The organism is Cupriavidus sp. GW823-FHT06D04 (genome assembly GCF_058795055.1).
Genome location: NZ_JBXAHL010000027.1, coordinates 16,020 through 34,472, shown reverse-complemented (window position 1 = coordinate 34,472; position 18,453 = coordinate 16,020). Strand labels below are relative to the sequence as shown.

19 protein-coding genes and 2 tRNA genes are annotated in these 18,453 nt (G+C 64.7%); 6 read left to right on the top strand and 15 right to left on the bottom strand.

Annotated features, from left to right (window positions below; genetic code table 11):
* Positions 1-327 precede the first annotated feature (327 nt).
* Both AC1Q7H_RS26995 and AC1Q7H_RS26990 read left to right on the top strand, forming a co-directional pair.
* Positions 328-882 carry a MarR family transcriptional regulator gene (locus AC1Q7H_RS26995; RefSeq protein ID WP_153955930.1) on the top strand — a complete coding sequence of 185 codons (555 nt, stop codon included), beginning with the start codon at positions 328-330 and terminating at the stop codon, positions 880-882.
* Between the two features lie 168 nt (positions 883-1,050).
* Positions 1,051-5,907, top strand: coding sequence for an NAD-glutamate dehydrogenase (locus AC1Q7H_RS26990; RefSeq protein ID WP_211980963.1), 4,857 nt, complete (start codon positions 1,051-1,053; stop codon positions 5,905-5,907).
* Between the two features lie 22 nt (positions 5,908-5,929).
* Here the strand turns inward: AC1Q7H_RS26990 and AC1Q7H_RS26985 are convergent, their stop codons facing one another.
* The 4 genes from AC1Q7H_RS26985 to AC1Q7H_RS26970 form a co-directional block, all read right to left on the bottom strand.
* The gene (locus AC1Q7H_RS26985; protein ID WP_013956372.1) at positions 5,930-6,289 is read right to left on the bottom strand and encodes a hypothetical protein; all 360 of its coding nucleotides are present in this window, start codon (positions 6,287-6,289) and stop codon (positions 5,930-5,932) included.
* A gap of 100 nt (positions 6,290-6,389) precedes the next feature.
* Positions 6,390-6,578 carry a hypothetical protein gene (locus AC1Q7H_RS26980; RefSeq protein WP_018310329.1) on the bottom strand — a complete coding sequence of 63 codons (189 nt, stop codon included), beginning with the start codon at positions 6,576-6,578 and terminating at the stop codon, positions 6,390-6,392.
* 91 nt (positions 6,579-6,669) lie between these two features.
* Positions 6,670-6,903 carry a hypothetical protein gene (locus AC1Q7H_RS26975; RefSeq protein WP_035817458.1) on the bottom strand — a complete coding sequence of 78 codons (234 nt, stop codon included), beginning with the start codon at positions 6,901-6,903 and terminating at the stop codon, positions 6,670-6,672.
* A gap of 40 nt (positions 6,904-6,943) precedes the next feature.
* Positions 6,944-7,285: a DUF6566 family protein gene (locus tag AC1Q7H_RS26970; RefSeq protein ID WP_235205703.1), complete on the bottom strand. Its 342-nt coding sequence runs from the start codon at positions 7,283-7,285 to the stop codon at positions 6,944-6,946.
* A gap of 271 nt (positions 7,286-7,556) precedes the next feature.
* Between AC1Q7H_RS26970 and AC1Q7H_RS26965 the strand changes: the two genes are divergently transcribed.
* From AC1Q7H_RS26965 to AC1Q7H_RS26950, 4 genes are all read left to right on the top strand, one after another.
* Positions 7,557-7,817: a hypothetical protein gene (locus tag AC1Q7H_RS26965; protein ID WP_035817461.1), complete on the top strand. Its 261-nt coding sequence runs from the start codon at positions 7,557-7,559 to the stop codon at positions 7,815-7,817.
* A gap of 43 nt (positions 7,818-7,860) precedes the next feature.
* Positions 7,861-8,367, top strand: coding sequence for a cupin domain-containing protein (locus AC1Q7H_RS26960; protein ID WP_492381910.1), 507 nt, complete (start codon positions 7,861-7,863; stop codon positions 8,365-8,367).
* A 314-nt stretch (positions 8,368-8,681) separates the two neighbouring features.
* On the top strand, positions 8,682-8,960 hold the full coding sequence (locus AC1Q7H_RS26955) for a type II toxin-antitoxin system RelE/ParE family toxin (RefSeq protein ID WP_041228359.1): 279 nt from the start codon (positions 8,682-8,684) through the stop codon (positions 8,958-8,960).
* A gap of 12 nt (positions 8,961-8,972) precedes the next feature.
* Positions 8,973-9,275, top strand: a complete 303-nt coding sequence (locus AC1Q7H_RS26950; protein ID WP_013956365.1) for a HigA family addiction module antitoxin — start codon at positions 8,973-8,975, stop codon at positions 9,273-9,275.
* 92 nt (positions 9,276-9,367) lie between these two features.
* Here AC1Q7H_RS26950 and AC1Q7H_RS26945 read toward each other — a convergent pair whose 3' ends face one another.
* From AC1Q7H_RS26945 to AC1Q7H_RS26895, 11 genes are all read right to left on the bottom strand, one after another.
* Positions 9,368-9,661: a hypothetical protein gene (locus tag AC1Q7H_RS26945; protein ID WP_238553062.1), complete on the bottom strand. Its 294-nt coding sequence runs from the start codon at positions 9,659-9,661 to the stop codon at positions 9,368-9,370.
* A gap of 160 nt (positions 9,662-9,821) precedes the next feature.
* A tRNA-Pro gene (locus AC1Q7H_RS26940) sits at positions 9,822-9,898 on the bottom strand.
* 55 nt (positions 9,899-9,953) lie between these two features.
* On the bottom strand, positions 9,954-10,379 hold the full coding sequence (locus AC1Q7H_RS26935; RefSeq protein WP_013956331.1) for a MerR family transcriptional regulator: 426 nt from the start codon (positions 10,377-10,379) through the stop codon (positions 9,954-9,956).
* Between the two features lie 116 nt (positions 10,380-10,495).
* A complete protein-coding gene (locus tag AC1Q7H_RS26930) occupies positions 10,496-10,906 on the bottom strand; it encodes an integration host factor subunit alpha (protein WP_153955928.1) in 411 nt (136 codons plus the stop codon).
* Positions 10,907-11,007: 101 nt separating this feature from the next.
* On the bottom strand, positions 11,008-13,455 hold the full coding sequence (pheT, locus tag AC1Q7H_RS26925) for a phenylalanine--tRNA ligase subunit beta (protein WP_153955927.1): 2,448 nt from the start codon (positions 13,453-13,455) through the stop codon (positions 11,008-11,010).
* 57 nt (positions 13,456-13,512) lie between these two features.
* Positions 13,513-14,544 (bottom strand): phenylalanine--tRNA ligase subunit alpha, encoded by a 1,032-nt coding sequence (gene pheS, locus AC1Q7H_RS26920; RefSeq protein WP_013956328.1) that lies wholly within the window; start codon positions 14,542-14,544, stop codon positions 13,513-13,515.
* Positions 14,545-14,782: 238 nt separating this feature from the next.
* Complete coding sequence (rplT, locus tag AC1Q7H_RS26915; protein ID WP_008650487.1) at positions 14,783-15,139, bottom strand: 50S ribosomal protein L20; 357 nt, start codon at positions 15,137-15,139, stop codon at positions 14,783-14,785.
* 28 nt (positions 15,140-15,167) lie between these two features.
* Positions 15,168-15,365: a 50S ribosomal protein L35 gene (gene rpmI / locus AC1Q7H_RS26910; RefSeq protein ID WP_006575466.1), complete on the bottom strand. Its 198-nt coding sequence runs from the start codon at positions 15,363-15,365 to the stop codon at positions 15,168-15,170.
* A gap of 167 nt (positions 15,366-15,532) precedes the next feature.
* On the bottom strand, positions 15,533-16,054 hold the full coding sequence (infC, locus tag AC1Q7H_RS26905; RefSeq protein ID WP_080569535.1) for a translation initiation factor IF-3: 522 nt from the start codon (positions 16,052-16,054) through the stop codon (positions 15,533-15,535).
* 48 nt (positions 16,055-16,102) lie between these two features.
* On the bottom strand, positions 16,103-18,010 hold the full coding sequence (gene thrS, locus AC1Q7H_RS26900; RefSeq protein WP_013956326.1) for a threonine--tRNA ligase: 1,908 nt from the start codon (positions 18,008-18,010) through the stop codon (positions 16,103-16,105).
* Positions 18,011-18,371: 361 nt separating this feature from the next.
* Positions 18,372-18,448, bottom strand: a tRNA-Val gene (locus AC1Q7H_RS26895).
* Positions 18,449-18,453: the final 5 nt, after the last annotated feature.

Genomic DNA, 18,453 nt, shown 5'->3' with positions numbered 1-18,453 from the left:
GGCGGGGGTCTCCGGCAGGCAGTGTAGCCAGCCGCATACATTCTGGCTGTGATTTAAAATCATAGTATCCAGTCGCTTTATTCATAGCTAAAAGAATGCTGGGAGACGTGCGGGCCACTATGTCCCTGTGATGCCACAGGGCATTCCCTCGCTGTCACATTGCCGGCAAAGGATTCTGGTAGTGTCTGCCCCATCGGTCGACCGTGCCCCGCCAGAGAGGTTGCGGCGTCCGTGCCGCCCGGGCCGGCCATGCTCCGGCCCCTGGTATCTGTGCGACGGATGCCAGCGCATCGCAGTGGCGGCAAACCAAAACAGGAGACGCCATTCATGCAGCCAAGACCCCTCGAACCCAGCGAGCCGGTTGTCCTTGCCCTGGTTGATGCCGTAACCGCCTGGCAAAGTGCGTTGGAACAGACGCTGTGCGCCTCTGGCCTGAACTACGCCCAGTGGCTTCTGTTGCGGGCCATCCGCCAGGATGCCTTCGTGCGCGGCTCGCCCTTGACCGGCCCGATGCCGATCGATGTCGCGCGTTCCGAGACGATGCTGGATGAACTGCAGCGCGACGGCTGGATCGAGTACGCAGACACCCAGGCGCCCCGCATTGCAGATAGCGCAGCCAGCCGGCTGCAGCGCACCGCGCAGGCCCTCAGCGCGCTGCACAGCGTGTCAGTGGCGGCGTTCAGTTCGCAAGAGCGTGTTGCGCTGGGCTCCCTGCTGGAGCGGATGAAGACCACGCTGAGCGACCACACCACGCGCCAGGTTCGCGCGGGCACCCAAGCCGCCCGGCAGGAGACAGCTGCCGCGCCCCCGCATTGCCCCGGCCTGCCGCCGGTCGCCCACCGCCCCACCACCTGCCCCACCCTCGCCGCCACGCGCCTCTGAGCGCCGCGCAAGCCGGTCCCGCGGGCAGCAGCGGGAGCCGACCCTTTTCTTCACGCGCCATCCTCATACCCGCCACTTTTCTTGCGCCGGGCATGCGGTTTTTTCCTAAAGTATGAGCATGCCCCGGCACATGCTGCGGGCCGCCCATCGACACCGCGAGGAGGGATCATGCCGCAGGAGAACGAAGACAAGGTCGCGCACCTGCTGGACGAACTGTCCAGCTTCGCGCGCGAGCGGCTGCCGGCGGCGATGTTCGCCGTGGTCGAGCCCTTCCTGCTGCACTACTACGACCAGGCCGACGCCGAAGACTTGCTCCAGCACGACGTCGACGATCTCTACGGCGCCGTGATGGCGCACTGGCAGACCGCACAGAAATTCACGCCCGGCAATGCGCGCATCCGCGTCTACAACCCCAACCTGGAAGAGCACGGCTGGCACTCGGACCACACCGTGGTCGAGATCGTCAATGACGACATGCCCTTCCTGGTCGACTCGGTGACGGTGGAGATCAACCGGCAGGGACTGGCGCTGCACTCGGCGATCCATCCCGTGTTCCGGGTCTGGCGCGACGCGCGCGGCGGCATCGAGCGGATCGCCAAGGGCGGCGCCGGCGAAGCCGGGGACAGCTCGCGCCTGGAGTCCTTTATCCACTTCGAGATCGACCGCAGCGGCGAGGCCGCGCGGCTGGAGGCGCTACGCAGCTGCATTGCGCAGGTGCTGGTCGACGTGCGCGCGGCGGTGGAAGACTGGCCGAAGATGTGCGACATCACCCAGACCACCATCAGCGCCATGGCGCAGGCGCCCGACGCGGCCGCGCCGGAAAGCGCCGAAGCGCGCGCCTTCCTGGACTGGATGATGGATGACCACTTCACCTTCCTCGGCCAGCGTGACTACCAGCTGGTGTCGCAGGACGGGCGCTACTTCCTGCGGGGCGTGCCGGGCTCGGGCGCGGGCATCCTGCGCGAAAGCCTGCGCGAGCCCGATACCGAAGACCTCACGCTGCTGCCCGCCGCGGCCACCGCGATCATCGAAGGGGCTTCGCCGATCTTCCTGACCAAGGCCAACTCGCGCGCCACCGTGCACCGGCCGGGCTATCTCGACTATGTCGGCGTCAAGCTGCTCGATGACAAGGGGCAGCTGTTCGGCGAGCGGCGCTTTGTCGGCCTGTACACCTCGACTGCCTACATGGCGCCGATCGCGGAAATCCCGCTGGTGCGGCTCAAGTGCGCCAATATCCTGGCGCGCGCGGGCTTCCTCGCCAAGGGGCACCTGTACAAGTCGATGGTGACCATCCTTGAGCAATACCCGCGCGATGAACTGTTCCAGGCCACCGAGGATGAACTGTTCGATATCACCACCGGCATCCTGCGGCTGCAGGAACACCAGCGCACCCGGCTCTTTGTACGGCGCGACCGCTTCGACCGCTTTGTCTCGTGCCTGGTGTTCGTGCCGCGCGACAAGTACAACACCGACCTGCGCCAGAAGATCCAGAAGCTGCTGACCGCGGCCTTCCACGGCACCAGCTGCGAGTTCACGCCGCTGCTGTCCGAGTCGCCGCTGGCGCGCATCCAGCTGACCGTGCGCGGCGAGCCCGGCACCATGCCGCACGTTGATACGCGCGAGCTGGAGGCGCGCATCGTGCACGCCAGCCGCCGCTGGCAGGACGATCTCGCCGAAGCCTTGCATGAAAGCCATGGCGAAGAGCAAGGCAACCGGCTGCTGCAGCGCTATGGCGGCTCGTTCCCCGCCGGCTACCGTGAGGACTATCCGGCCCGCACCGCGGTGCGCGATATCGAGCTGATGGAGCACGCGCTGCGCGGCAACGGCATGGCGATGAACCTGTACCGGCCGATCGAGGCCGCGCCGGGGGTGTTCCGCTTCAAGGTGTACCGTGCCGGCGAGCCGATCGCGCTGTCGCACAGCCTGCCCATGCTGGAGCACCTGGGCGTGCGCGTGGATGAAGAGCGCCCCTACCTGATCGAACCCGACAGCGGCACGCCGGTATGGGTGCACGACTTCGGGCTGGAGATTGCGGACAGCGGCGGCGCGGCGGAATTCGATATCGCGCGCGTCAAGGCATTGTTCGAGGATGCCTTCGCGCGCGCCTGGCACGGCGAGATCGAGAACGACGACTTCAACCGCCTGGTGCTGCGCGCCGAGCTGGCCGCGCGCGACGTCACCATCCTGCGCGCCTATGCTCGCTACCTGCGCCAGGTCGGCTCGACCTTCAGCGACGCCTATATCGAGCGCGCACTGACCGGCAACGCGGCCATTGCCGCCATGCTGGTCGGCCTGTTCGTTGCGCGCTTCGACACCTTCAGCGAGGTCGCCACCGACACCGCTCGCCAGGCGCGCTGCGACAAGCTGCTGGCCGATATCGGCGCGGCGCTGGACAAGGTGCCCAACCTGGACGAGGACCGCATCCTGCGGCTCTTCCTGGGCGTGATCAACGCCACCGTGCGCACCAACTATTTCCACCGTGGCGAGGAAGGCCAGCCGCGCCCGTATGTGTCGTTCAAGTTCAATCCCGCGCTGGTCCCCGGCCTGCCCGAGCCGCGCCCGATGTTCGAGATCTGGGTCTACTCGCCGCGCGTTGAGGGCGTGCACCTGCGCGGCGGGCGCGTGGCCCGCGGCGGACTGCGCTGGTCAGACCGGCGCGAGGACTTCCGCACGGAAGTGCTGGGACTGATGAAGGCGCAGATGGTCAAGAACACGGTGATCGTGCCCGTGGGCTCCAAGGGCGGCTTCGTGGTCAAGCGCCCGCCCCCGCCCACCGACCGCGATGCTTTCCTGCAGGAGGGCATTGCCTGCTACCAGACCTTCCTGCGCGGGCTGCTGGACCTGACCGACAACCTCGTCGGCGGCCAGCTGGTGCCGCCTCCCGAGGTGGTGCGCCACGACGACAACGACCCCTACCTGGTGGTCGCAGCCGACAAGGGCACCGCGACGTTCTCCGATTTCGCCAACGCGATCTCGGCCGAATACGGCTTCTGGCTGGGCGATGCCTTTGCGTCCGGGGGCTCGGTCGGATATGACCACAAGAAGATGGGCATTACCGCGCGCGGTGCGTGGGAATCGGTCAAACGGCATTTCCGCGAGATGGGTGTCGATATCCAGACCACGGACTTCACCGTGGCCGGCATCGGCGACATGTCGGGCGACGTGTTCGGCAACGGCATGCTGCTGTCGCCGCATATCCGGCTGGTGGCGGCTTTCGACCACCGGCATATCTTCCTCGATCCCGACCCGGACACGGCAAGGAGCCTGCAGGAACGCACGCGGCTGTTCGGCCTGCCCCGCTCCAGCTGGGCCGACTACGACGCCACGCTGATCTCCGCCGGCGGCGGCATCTATCCGCGCAGCGCCAAGACCATCCCGCTGTCGCCGCAGGTGCAGGCAGTGCTGGGGGTCACGGCAGCCACACTGTCGCCGGCCGAGCTGATCCACGCCATCCTGATGGCGCCGGTCGACCTGCTCTACAACGGCGGCATCGGCACCTACGTCAAGTCCAGCCAGGAAACCCACCTGCAGGCCGGCGACCGCACCAACGACGCGGTGCGCGTCAATGGCAACGACCTGCGCTGCAAGGTGGTCGGCGAAGGCGGCAACCTCGGCTTCACCCAGCTGGGCCGCATCGAGTTCGCGCGCAACGGCGGGCGCATCAACACCGATGCCATCGACAACTCGGCCGGGGTGGATTGCTCGGACCACGAGGTCAATATCAAGATCCTGCTCGGACTGGTGGTTGCCGACGGCGAAATGACCGAGAAGCAGCGCAACAAGCTGCTGGCCGAGATGACCGACGAGGTCGGCCTGCTGGTGCTGCAGGACAACTACTACCAGACCCAGGCACTGTCCGTGGCCGGGCGCAGCAGCCCCGCGCTGCTCGACGGCGAGGCGCGCCTGGTGCGCTGGCTGGAGCGCGCCGGGCGGCTCAACCGCCCGCTGGAGTTCCTGCCTTCGGAGGAGGAAATCGCCGAGCGCAAGCTGGCCGATGAAGGCCTCGCATCGCCCGAACGTGCGGTGCTGCTTGCCTACAGCAAGATGTGGCTGTACGACGAACTGCTGGCCTCCGACGTGCCGGAAGACGCGCTGGTTGCCGGACTGCTGTCGGACTATTTCCCGGTTCCGCTGCGCCAGCGTTACGCCGACGCGATGCAGCGCCACCCGCTGCGACGCGAGATCCTGTCGACGCACCTGACCAATATGCTGGTCAATCGCATCGGCGCCACCTTCGTGCACCGGATCATGGAAGAGACCGACGCACGCCCGGCCGATATCGTGCGCGCCTGCCTGATCGCACGCGATGTCTTCGGCCTGACCACCCTGTGGCAGGAGATCGATGCGCTGGACAACCGTGTGGCCGATGCCGAGCAGGCGCGCATGTTCGGGGCCGTGGCGCTGCTGCTGGAGCGCGCGTGCCTGTGGTTCATCCGCTATCTGCGTAGCGGCAGCAAGGCCGCCGAGGATCTGGCGCGCTTTGCCCAGGCAGCGCAATGGCTGGCACCGCAACTGCCGCGGCTGCTGCCACCGGCCGATGCGACGGCGCTGTCAGAGCGCACCCGCGCCTTGACGGATGCGGGGGTCGACGAAGCGCTGGCCGTGCGCGTGGCCGGCAGCGAGATCTCCGCTGCCGCGCTCGATATCGCCGAAGTGGCCACCGCGTGCGAACGCAGCCTGGACCTGGTGGCGGGGGTTTATTTCGCGCTGGACAGCCACCTGAGCTTCAGCTGGCTGCGCGAGCGCGCGCTGGCGCTGCCATCGGACACGCACTGGGATCTGCTGGCACGCACCACCACGCTGGAAGACCTGGGGCGGCTCAAGCGCGCACTGACCGTCAGCGTGCTGACACAGGCGGGTGAACTGGATACGCCCGAAGCCATGATCGATGCGTGGCGGTCCAGCCGTCATGGCGCGCTGGAACGCTTTACGCGCATGCTGGCCGACCAGCGCGCCTCGGGGGCTGCTGGGCTGTCGATGCTGTCGGTCGCGGTGCGCGAAATCGGTATGCTGGAACGCGCATAGAGCGGCGCTGTCCAGCCGGGGGTTATTGGTCTGCTTCTGCGTCCGTGTCGATGTCCGCAGCGTCGCCGAAGCCTGCGTCGGCACCACGCGGGCGCAGTTCCAGCCCGAGCAGGACCAGCAGATCGAAGGCATCGGAAAGCAGGTGCTTCTGCCTGGGCAGCAGGCTGGCGTACGGCATGTCGTAGATCGACTGGTGCGCGGCACGCTCGCCCTTGAGGCCACGGTCGCGCGCGATATCCGACAGCAGCGCGGCAAACCCTGAGAGATCCTGCGCTGCCAGTGCTGAATTCAATACCTTGGCGATCACTTCCGGCGAAGCGTTCGCCCAGCCCATGCGTTCGGCATTGGAAGCAGAGTCTTGAGGAAGGTCGGCAAAGTCCATGATGTGTATAACGGTCCCGCCTGAGCAAGCTTAAGGCAGCAGCCATGTGTATTTGACCCCACATGCGTGGGGTGACATGGCGTGCCGCCGTCGGTCCGGACTAGCGCGGTGCCGGCTTCGCCGCCACCTGGCGGTAGACCGTGCTGCCGTCGCGCGCGGTGCGTGCCTGGACGTGATTGCGTGCACCGCATTGCGGGCAGCGGAACACGGGACCCTGCCCTTCATTGCGGATCTGCACCTCATTCGGCTCCCAGCGCGCCCCGCAAGCCTGGTTCCCACAAACAAACATGAATTCTCCTTGAAACAGACGCCCGAGAGCCTGAGCCGGGCGCGATACCGGGCATGGCCGCACCGCCTGGTGGCGGCGCGGCCATGCCTGCTCAGCCGTGATTATCAGGCCAGTCGGCCGGCCGCGGGCCCATTCGCCACATATTCGGCGGCTCACCCAATGCCGTGCTCTGATACATCCAGGCGCCGCAGCCAGTGCAGCGCCAGCGGCTGTCGACCTTGCAGCGGTTGCTCATCGCAGCCATGCCCGAGGCAGCCAGGTTCTCGTGCGGCGGCACGCTGGACGGTTCGCCCACCAGCTGATGACACAGGTCACAGGCGTGCATCGGCATCTCCTGTCATGGCGATGATTGCGCGGCGGCGCCTTCAGCCATTGTGCTGCACCCATTGCCGCGCCCACGAAATCGCCGCGGCCCGCGCGTCTTCAGGCGTCGCGTGCGTGGCCGGCGGCGCGCCGCCCTCCAGCACCACGGCGCCCGACTCCCAGATATCGCACAGGGCCTTGAACCGCCCCATGCCCAGCGCGTGGCAATACACGTGGATCACGAAGCCGCCGTACTCCACCACGTCGGTGGCGGTATCGGTCAGCGCCTGATCCGCCGCGGGATCGGACGGCACCAGCGGCGCATCGCGCTGGCGCAGCACCCGCTGCTCCGCGGCGGTGCGCACCAGCATGGCGCAGGCACTGCCCACCGCCGCGCCCAGCACCGCGCCCAAGCCAAACCAGCAAGCCCTGCTCCCGCACCTCGCCATGGCATCCCCCGTAGCGACCCTGCCGGCCTGCCACGACCACGCTGTGCGACCGGCATCGTTTTCAGGTTATACCAATCCAGGCCGACACCGCTTGCCACCAACTTCCACGCGGCAAGGACGCAGCGCCGCAGGGTGTGCCGGCGCACGAAAATGAGAATCGTGGGGGATGACCGAACCGCCGGCCAGGGCTATACTGTACATCCATACAGTATCCGGATACTGCCCCATGCCCTTGTACCAGTCCGATTCCATCCTGCTCGAGGCCTACTACTTCGGCGACGACAGCGAATCCCTGCGCCTGCCCTGCGGCAGTGTCTGCGTGGGCGCCGGCGCCATCCTCGTCGACGGCATCGAGCCACGCCAGCTGCAGGCGCTGCGCTGGACGCCGGATTTCCTGTCCTTCGACGCCCAGGGCACCCGTCACCGCTACCCGGTCAGCCGCCCCGCCCTTGTCGGCCCCGGCCAGGCACGCTTCGCGCTGCTTTAAGCTACGGCTTCCGCATCCCCGATGCGCCACGCCCCTTGCCCACATGCCAGACCTCAGTCCGACCGCCCGCCAACTGATCCGCTCGCTCGACCTGCAGCCACATCCGGAAGGCGGCTACTACCGCGAAACCTATCGCGGCGAAGAACAGGTCGTCTGCCAGGACGGGCGCACGCGCGAAGCCTGCACCGCAATCCACTACATGCTGTGCGGCAACGACTATTCCGCGTGGCATCGCATCCGGTCCGACGAACTCTGGCACTACCACGCAGGCTCCCCCGTGGACGTGCACCGGATCGTGGACGGCACCATCGTCACGCAGCGCCTGGGCGACCCGCTGCGGCATCCCGGCGCGGCCTTCCAGGCAATGGTGCCCGCCGGACTATGGTTTGCCGCCGAACGCCTGGATCTGGGTGATGGCGTGGACTTCGCCCTAGTCGGCTGCACCGTGGCACCGGCCTTCCGCTTCAGCGATTTCGAACTGGCCGACGCAACAGCGCTTGCCGGCCTGGCAAGCGGACATGACACGCTGTTGCGCAGACTGACTCGCTAGCCCCCAAAAAAACAGCCCGCCGCGGCGGGGTGCGGGCGGGCTGGCAAGTACAGCGGCACGACTCTAAGCCAGGGCCCCAGCGGGCCATGATGGGAGAACCCGGGTATCTCGCCGCTTTTTCTGGAAACGGCCGAGCAGCGCGTATAGCCCAACAGGCACTCAGGATGCAGATCAATATCTGCGGCTACAGATAATCTTGAGCTCGCCTATCACTCCCGGTCTGGAGCGGGCTCCCGGAATCGAACCGCTCGGCAAGGCCGCACGGGAAACAGTAATAACGCTTTACGTTATTAACGCTTCGCGTTAATATGACCATGATCACTTCGTTCAACTGCCGCGACACGGCACTGCTCTTCGCAGGCACGCGGATCGCCCGGTTCGTCAACATAGAATCTGTTGCCATGCGCAAGCTCCAGCAGTTGCACGCGGCCGGCGACCTCAGCTTTCTGCGAGTCCCGCCGGGTAACAGGCTGGAAGCGCTGCAAGGGCACCGGGCTGGTCAGCACAGCATCCGTATCAACGACCAATGGCGAATCTGCTTTTGCTTCGCCAATGGCCATGCAACTGACGTCGAGATCGTCGACTACCACTGAAAGGAGGCCTCCATGGCACGCGAAGTACCCCTGGCCACTCCGGGAGAAATCCTTCAACTGGACTGGCTCGACCCGCTTGGCATTTCTCAGTACGCCCTGGCCAAGGCCATCGACGTACCGCCTCGCCGTATCAATGAAATTGTGAAGGGTGGCCGCGCCATAACGGCGGACACCGCTGTACGCCTTGGTGCGTTCTTCGGCACCGATCCCCAGAGTTGGATGAACCTGCAGACGCACTTCGACACCGAAATGGCAAAGGAGAAGATCGGCGAGAAGAAGCTGGAGTCGATCAGGCAGCATGCCGTGCTGGCATGATGCGCGAAGCCTGAAATCGGCATTGGGGGCAGCCGCCAATGGGGCTGCGGCCCAGCCACGCCACCCGGCTGGCGGACCGAAAGGTCATGCACTCATCCACGCTTGCATTCGACCTTCTCTTCGTATTCACCGTCGTCCTTCCATTCGCGCTCGATCAGGCAAGGGCCGTCGCGGTACTTCTGCTTCTGCTCATAGCCACGCGGACCACCCTTGCATTTGCGCTCTTCCTTGTATTCGCCATCGCGCTTCTGTTCGCGTTCGATTTCACAAGGGCCGCTACGGAATTTCTCTTTGTACTCGCCGCCACGATAGGCGCTCGGGTAGCCGCGGTCATCGGCGCGTGCGGCAGGCGCGGCCGTCAGCCAGAGGAGCGCAAAGGTAGCCACACAGAGCTTTCGGAACATAAGTGGGGAATCGGCCAGGAGGATGGCAGAGCATAGCAACGGGCATCGGCGACGGCTGTATCAAAGCGTTACCGCACCGGCCGGCCATTTCCACGCGGAAAATAAAAAACCCGCTTGGCTATTCACCAAGCGGGTTTCTGTCTGGTCGGGGCGAGAGGATTTGAACCTCCGACCACCTGCACCCCATGCAGGTACGCTACCAGGCTGCGCTACGCCCCGAAGCAAAAGATTATAACAGAAGCATTTCTCGTATGACTAGCTCCTGACGTCGAAATTATCCGTGCTTCGCGATCTCCCGCAGTTGCGCGAGCAGGTGCTGCACTTCGACCAGTTCATTGCGCAGGCCGCTGATGTCGACCGACAATGCCGCCGCGTTTTCTTCGCCAACCTCTGCGGCCTCAGGCGCTGCCGCTGCCCCACTGTGATGACGGCCTTCATCGAGGCGGTTGCGCGCCCCGTTGATGGTGAAGCCCTGTTCGTAGAGCAGTTCGCGGATGCGGCGGATCAGCAGGACTTCATGGTGCTGGTAGTAGCGGCGGTTGCCGCGGCGCTTGACGGGCTTGAGTTGCGTGAACTCCTGCTCCCAATAGCGCAGGACGTGCGGCTTGACAGCGCAAAGCTCGCTCACCTCACCGATGGTGAAGTAGCGCTTGGCCGGAATCGGCGGCAACGCGATGCGATCGCTGGATTTGTCCGACATGTGGTGTGTAGACAAGCGTCAGGCCATGCCGGCCATGCGGTTGGCGCGCACCAGGTGCGCGCCCAGAAGCATACCGATGCCGGCTTCGGGAAGCAATCCGCCGTTCGGGTGACGCGTCAGCCGACGATGCCTGCGCGTTCTTCCACCAGGCCCTTGAGCTTCTGGCTGGCGTGGAACGTGACCACGCGGCGCGCGGTGATTGGAATGACTTCGCCGGTCTTGGGATTGCGGCCGGGCCGCTGCGGCTTGTCGCGCAACTGGAAGTTGCCGAAGCCGGACAGCTTGACGCTGTCGCCCTGCTCCAGCGCTTCGCGGATGACGTCGAAGAAGGCTTCGACCATGTCCTTCGATTCACGCTTGTTCAGGCCCACCTGGTCGAACAGCATCTCGGCGAGTTCGGCCTTGGTCAGCGTGGGAACTTCGGTCGCGCGGTTATCCGGCATCGCGTCGTCAAGGGAGGAAGCCTGCCGGTCGCTCATCTCACCCAGTGCTGCAGCGGTCATGGAATTCGCGTCTCGATCATTCATGTCGATCGCTCAAGTGTATGTCTGGCGATCCGCCCAGGGCGAGCCCGGGCGCCCTTGTTTATCGTGTGTCCGTCGCGTACTTGTCGCGTACTGGCGATGGCTTAGCCGCGCAGCCGGGCCTGGAAGGCCTCTGTCAGCGCGTCGACCATGCAGCGCACTGCGCTGTCGACGGTTTCGTCCTGGAGGGTCGACCCAGTATCTTGCAAGGTCACCCGGAACGCAAGGCTTTTCTCGTCCGCGCCAATGGCAGCTGAAGCGCCCTTGGGACGGAACTCATCGAACACCACCAGGTTCTGGCAGTAGCGGCCGTAGCCCTGCTTTTCCAGTGCGGCACGCATGGCGTCGAGCAGATCCTGCACGCGTACCGATTGCTTCACGACCACGGCCAAGTCGCGCACGGCGGCCGGGAACTTGGAGATCTCGGTGTACACCGGCAGGCCGGTGTCGCGCAGCGCGTCAAGCGCCAGTTCAAACACGACCGGGGCGTGCGTCAGCTCGTATTCCTGCAGCCAGCGCGGATGCAGCTCGCCGACCACGCCCACGGCCTTGCCGTCGAGCAGCACGCGCGCGGCGCGGCCCGGGTGCAGCGCGGGGTGCGACACCGGCTCGAAACGCGGCACGCGCGGATGGAACAGCGCCTCGACATCGCCCTTGATGTCGAAGAAGTCGACGTTGCGCGTGGGGATGCCCCACTGCTCTTCGAAGGCCGGGCCGTAGGCAATGCCCGCGGCCATCATCGGCTGATCGTAGCCGGCCACCGTCAGGCCGCCGTCCTTCACGCTGTCGTCACGATGGAACACGCGGCCCACCTCGAACAGGCGCACGCGCGCGGCCTTGCGGTTCAGGTTGTAGCGCACCTTGTCGACCAAGCCGCCGATCAGCGTCGAACGCATCACCGCCAACTGGCTGGCGATCGGGTTCAGCAGGCGGATCGGGTTGTCGTTGGTGGCGAAGTCGCGCTCCCACTTCTCTTCGACGAAGGCGAAATTGATGACTTCCTGGTAGTCGCGCGCGGCCACGGCATGGCGCACCACGTGGGTGGAGCGGCGAGCCTCGTTGGTCGGGCGCATCTCGCTCTCGGCGATCGGCGGACGCGCCGGGATGCGCTCGAAACCATAGATGCGGGCCACTTCCTCGATCAGGTCTTCCTCGATCTCGATATCGAAGCGGTAGCTCGGCGGCGTGACTTCAAACACCTCGCCCTCGGCGCCCTGGGTGCGCACGAACGGCAGCTGCAGGCGCTGGAATACATCGGCGATGGCCGCCGGCGACAGCTCGATGCCCAGCACGCGCTCGGCGCGCGCCACGCGCAGGCTGACCGGCTTGCGCTGCGGCAGGTTGACCACGTGGTCGTCCACCGGACCGGCCTGGCCGCCGCAGATCTCGAGGATCAGCGCGGTGATGCGCTCGATATGCTCGACCGTGGTGGCGTAGTCCACGCCGCGTTCGAAGCGGTGTCCGGCGTCGGTCGAGAAATTGTAGCGGCGGCCCCGGCCCTGGATCGCAGCGGGCCACCAGAATGCGGCCTCGAGATAGATGTCCGTGGTGTCCAGCGTCACGGCAGTGCTGTCGCCGCCCATGATGCCAGCCAGGCTTTCGATCTCCTTGTCATCGGCGATCACGCCGACCTGTTCGTCGACCTCGATGGTATTGCCGTTGAGCAGCTTGATCTGCTCGCCCTTGCGGCCCCAGCGCACATCCAGGCCGCCGTGGATCTTGTTCAGGTCGAACACGTGCGACGGACGTCCCAATTCCAGCATCACATAGTTCGAGATATCGACCAGTGCGGAAACACTGCGCTGGCCCGAGCGCTCAAGGCGCTGCACCATCCATGCCGGCGTGGCCGCGCGCGCATTGACACCGCGGATCACGCGACCGGAGAAGCGGCCGCACAGGTCCGGCGCCGATACCTTGACCGGCAGTTTGTCCTGGATCGTCACCGCCACCGGCTTCATCTCGGGCAGCGTCAGCGCGGCGCCGGTCAGTGCCGACACTTCGCGCGCCACGCCATGGATCGACAGGCAGTCGGCCTTGTTCGGCGTCAGCTTGATGACAAAGACCTGGTCATCCAGGTCGAGGTATTGGCGGATGTTCTGGCCGACCGGCGCGTCTTCCGGCAGCACCAGCAGGCCACCGTGCTCTTCCGACAGCTTCAGTTCGCGCGCCGAGCACAGCATGCCATAGCTGTCCACGCCGCGCAGCTTGCCGACCTTGATCTCGAACGGCTTGCCGCCGTCCTCGGACGGGGGCAGCACGGCGCCAACCAGTGCGCACGGCACCAGGATGCCGGGCTTGACGTTGGGCGCACCGCAGACGATCTGCAGGGTCTCGCCGGTGCCGGCATCGACCTGGCACACGTTGAGGCGGTCGGCGTTGGGATGGCGCTCGGTCGACAGCACGCGCGCGACCACCACCTTGTCGAACGGCGGCGCGACCGAGCCCACCTCTTCTACTTCCAGGCCGGCCATGGTCAGCGTGTGCGACAGCGCGTCGGTGGAGATCTTTTCAGGGTTGGCGAAGGTGCGAAGCCAGGATTCCGAGAATTGCATGGCGCTTCTGATCCGGTAAGTATTCTGTGTGGTCGTTGACGAGGGGACGGCGGCGCGTCAGGCGAACTGGCGCAGGAAGCGCACGTCGCCCTCGAAGAACAGGCGCAGGTCGTTGATGCCATAGCGCAACATGGTCAGGCGCTCCAGGCCGGAGCCGAACGCAAAACCGATATAGCGCTCGGGATCGAGGCCCATGTTGCGCAGCACGTTCGGATGCACCTGGCCCGAACCGGAGATCTCCAGCCACTTGCCATTGCCGAAGGCCATGTCGATCTCTGCCGACGGCTCGGTGAACGGGAAGTACGATGGGCGGAAGCGCACCTGAATGTCATCGCGCTCGAAGAACTTGCGCAGGAAATCGGTGTACACGCCCTTGAGGTCGGCAAAGCTGACGTCCTCGCCGATCCACAGGCCTTCGACCTGGTTGAACATGGGCGAGTGCGTGGCGTCGCTGTCGACACGGTAGGTGCGGCCCGGACAGATCACCTTGATCGGCGGCATCGCCTTGCCGGCGTACTTCTCGACATGCATCTTCGCGTAGCGGACCTGCATCGGGCTGGTGTGCGTGCGCAGGAGCAGCAGCTTGTCGTCGCTGTCGCGGCCGTCGACATAGAAGGTGTCCTGCATCGAACGCGCCGGATGGTTATCCGGATTGTTCAGCGCGGTGAAGTTCATCCAGTCGGTCTCGATCTCGGGGCCGTCGGCCACATCGAAACCGATCGAGCCGAAGATCTGCTCGACGCGCTCCCACGTGCGCATCACCGGGTGCAGGCTGCCGCGGCTCACCGCACGGCCAGGCAGCGTGACGTCGATGGCCTCCGCGGCCAGGCGCGCGTTCATCAGCGCATCGGCCAGCGCCTGGCGGCGTGCCTGCAGGGCGGCTTCAACCTGCTGCTTGATCTGGTTGATGCGGGCGCCTTCCGTCTTGCGGGTTTCCGGGTCGAGCTTGCCTAGGCCCTTGAGGAGTTCGGTCAGCGCACCGGTCTTGCCCAGGAAGCGGGCCTTTTCGTTTTCCAGCGTGGCGTTGTCGTTGGCAGCAGCGAAGGCGGCCTGGGCATCGGCGACAATTTGATCCAGATCCTGAGACATGGCGGCGGTCGTGGGACTTTTGGCGTCGGGCCGGTACGCACCGGTCCGACGTGGGTTGGCACTACGTGCGGTGTTCGTTTCGAATGCGGTCTCGGCAACCGGATTCCGGCAACTGAAACGGCATTCGAAATAAAAACGGGGCTCGGTGAGGAGCCCCGTTTCAGCGGACCTTGCGGTCAGCGGTCGACCTTGCGGTCGGTGCTTGCCCGGCAGCGCTTACGCGCTACCGCAGCCGGCATCAGGCAACGGTGGCTTTCACCTGGTTGACGATGGCGGCAAAGGCAGGCTTGTCGTGAATAGCCATGTCCGACAGCACCTTGCGGTCCAGTTCAATCGAGGCCTTCTTCAGACCGTTCATGAACACGCTGTAGGTCATGCCATGCTCACGCGTCGCGGCATTGATACGCGCAATCCACAGAGCGCGGAACACGCGCTTCTTGTTGCGGCGATCGCGGTATGCGTACTGGCCAGCACGCATGACCGCCTGCTTGGCGATGCGATAGACATTATTGCGACGGCCGCGGTAACCCTTGGCAGCATCGATGACTTTCTTGTGACGGGCCCGTGCAGTGACCCCACGCTTTACTCGAGGCATGTAATTCTCCTTTCGTTTTCGTCAGGGGTTATGCGTAAGGCATCATCGCGCGCACCGACTTCAGATTCGTCTCATGGACGTCCTGAGTACCGCGCAGTTGACGCTTGTTCTTGGTGGTCTTCTTGGTCAGGATGTGACGCTTGAAGGCCTGGCCACGCTTGAACGAACCGTTCGGACGGGCAGTAAAGCGCTTGGAGGCGCTTTTCTTCGTCTTCATCTTCGGCATGAAAAACTCCAGCTCATATGACATGCATGCAGGTGGACGGCTCACGCCGACGCTTGCAAGACCCGCATCCACTTGTTGTTGCACAGCGGCCCTTGCGGGCCGCGCGCGACTTCCGCACGAAGCAACGCCGGGATGCCTGGCATCCCGGCCGCTGCAACGCGCAGGAATTACTTCTTCTTCTTGGGGGCGAGCACCATCACCATCTGGCGCCCTTCCATCTTCGGCATCTGCTCGACCTGACCGATTTCATCCAGGTCCGCCTTCAAGCGTTCGAGCATGCGCGCGCCGATTTCCTGGTGCGCCATCTCGCGACCACGGAACCGCAGCGTGATCTTGGTCTTGTCGCCATCTTCCAGGAAGCGCTTCAGGTTGCGCAGCTTGACGTTGTAGTCGCCATCATCCGTACCCGGCCGGAACTTGACTTCCTTGACCTGGATGATTTTCTGCTTCAGCTTCGCCTCGTGGGCGCGCTTGGCTTCCTCGTACTTGAACTTCCCGTAATCCATGATCCGGGCGACGGGCGGAACCGCGTTCGGCGCGATCTCGACCAGGTCCAAGTCCTTATCTTCAGCCAGCCGCAGTGCGTCCATGAACTTGACGATGCCGAGCTGTTCGTTATCAACCCCTACCAGGCGCAGCTCAGGCGCGCTGATTTCCCGGTTGATGCGATGACCTTTGTCCGTAGCGATGTTGCGTTACCTCAAGAAGACAAAAAAACAAGCCGTGCTCACCACCCATCAGGCTTTGCTGGCGACGTCGTTTTGCAGACGCTCAACAAACGCGGAGACGGGCATCACACCCAGATCCACGTTGCCACGGGCACGCACGGCCACTTGACTGGCATCCCGCTCCTTGTCGCCCACTACCAGCAGGTAGGGAACCTTTTGAAGCGAATGCTCGCGGATTTTATACGTAATTTTCTCATTACGCAAATCGGCCTTGGCCCTAAACCCTTGTTTTTGCAGCAATTGCACGACGCTTTCGGCGTATTCCGCCTGCGAATCCGCAATATTCATGACCACCACCTGCTCCGGGGCCAGCCAGGCCGGCAACGCACCGGCGTGGTTTTCCAGCAGGATGCCCAGGAAACGCTCGAACGAACCCAGGATGGCGCGGTGAAGCATCACCGGGCGCTTGCGCGAGTTGTCCTCGGAGACGTATTCGGCATCCAGGCGCTCCGGCAGCACCAGGTCAAGCTGCAGCGTGCCGCACTGCCACGAGCGGCCGATCGCGTCCTTGATGTGGTACTCGACCTTGGGGCCGTAGAAGGCGCCCTCACCCGGCAGCTCTTCCCAATCCACGCCGCAGGCGCGCAGCGCCAGGCGCAGGCCCTCTTCGGCGTGGTCCCAGACCTCGTCGGAGCCAGCACGCTGGTCCGGGCGCAGCGACAGCTTGACCTTCACATCCTTGAAGCCGAAGTCGTCGTAGACCGAGAACGCCAGTTCGTTGAAGGCCTTGGCCTCCGCCACGATCTGCTCTTCCGTGCAGAAGATGTGCGCATCATCCTGCACAAAGCCGCGCACGCGCATCAGCCCGTGCAGCGCGCCCGACGGCTCGTTGCGGTGGCAGGCGCCGAACTCGGCCAGGCGCAGCGGCAGGTCGCGGTACGAACGCAGGCCGTGGTTGAAGATCTGCACATGGCCTGGGCAGTTCATCGGCTTAATCGCGTAGTCGCGCTTCTCCGACTCCGTGACGAACATGTTCTCCTTGTAGTTCTGCCAGTGGCCGGACTTCTCCCAAAGCGAACGATCCATCACCTGCGGCGTACGGACTTCGTCATAGCCGGCGTCTGTCAGGCGGCCGCGCATGTATTGCTCGACGGCCTGCCACACCTGCCAGCCCTTCGGATGCCAGAACACCATGCCGGGCGCCTCTTCCTGAAGGTGGAACAGGTCGAGCGTCTTGCCCAGCTTGCGGTGGTCGCGCTTCTCGGCCTCTTCCAGCATGTGCAGATAGGCTTCCTGGTCTTCTTTCTTCGCCCAGGCCGTTCCGTAGATGCGCTGGAGCATCTCGTTGTTGGCATCGCCGCGCCAGTAGGCGCCGGCCACCTTCATCAGCTTGAAGACCTTCAGCTTGCCCGTGGACGGCACGTGCGGGCCACGACACAGGTCGACGAAGCTGCCTTCGCGGTACAGGCCGATTTCCTGGTCGGCGGGGATCGAGGCGATGATCTCGGCCTTGTACTTCTCGCCCATCGACTCGAACAGCGCCACCGCTTCGTCGCGGTTCCACACTTCGCGCACGACCTTCTCGTCCTTGCGGGCGAGCTCCGTCATCTTCTTCTCGATGGCGGCCAGGTCTTCGGGCGTGAAGGGACGCTTGTAGGCAAAGTCGTAGTAGAAGCCGTTTTCGATCACCGGCCCGATCGTCACCTGCGCTTCCGGATAGAGCTCCTTGACGGCATAGGCCAGCAAGTGCGCCGTGGAGTGGCGGATCACATCGACGCCATCGGCGTCCTTGTCCGTGACGATGGCCAGCTCGCCATCGCGGTCAATCTTGTAGCTCGTGTCGACCAGCTGGCCGTCCACCTTGCCGGCCAGCGCGGCCTTGGCCAGGCCGGCACCGATGCTCTGCGCCACTTCGGCAACCGTCACCGGGCCGGGAAACTCGCGGCGGGACCCATCCGGCAGCGTGATTGCGATCATTTCGACTCTCCAGGTTCCGCTGGCTGCGCCTTGCGCATCGCCTGAGCGGATCAAACTGCATCTTGTGGCACCGGCCCCGGCATGCCTGCGGGACTGGCGATTTATTCTTTACTGCCCTGCTCTGCCGCACCGGAAAGGCGGCAGCTTATCAGGGTGCTGGCAGGCGACAGACGAAAAAAAACGCGGCCAAGGCCGCGTTTCTCTTTGTCAAACCCAATCCAACCGGGTCGAAGGCGCACCTCGACTACTGTCGCTTGCCAGCGGTAGTAGTTCGCGGTGTCATAACCATGATGCCCTTCCGTTCCGTATGGGGTTGAATCGGACTTGCCACACTTCTTTTTACTGCTTTCCTGCAATTCGTTGGTAGGCTCGATTGGACTCGAACCAACGACCCCCACCATGTCAAGGTGGTGCTCTAACCAGCTGAGCTACGAGCCTAGCGA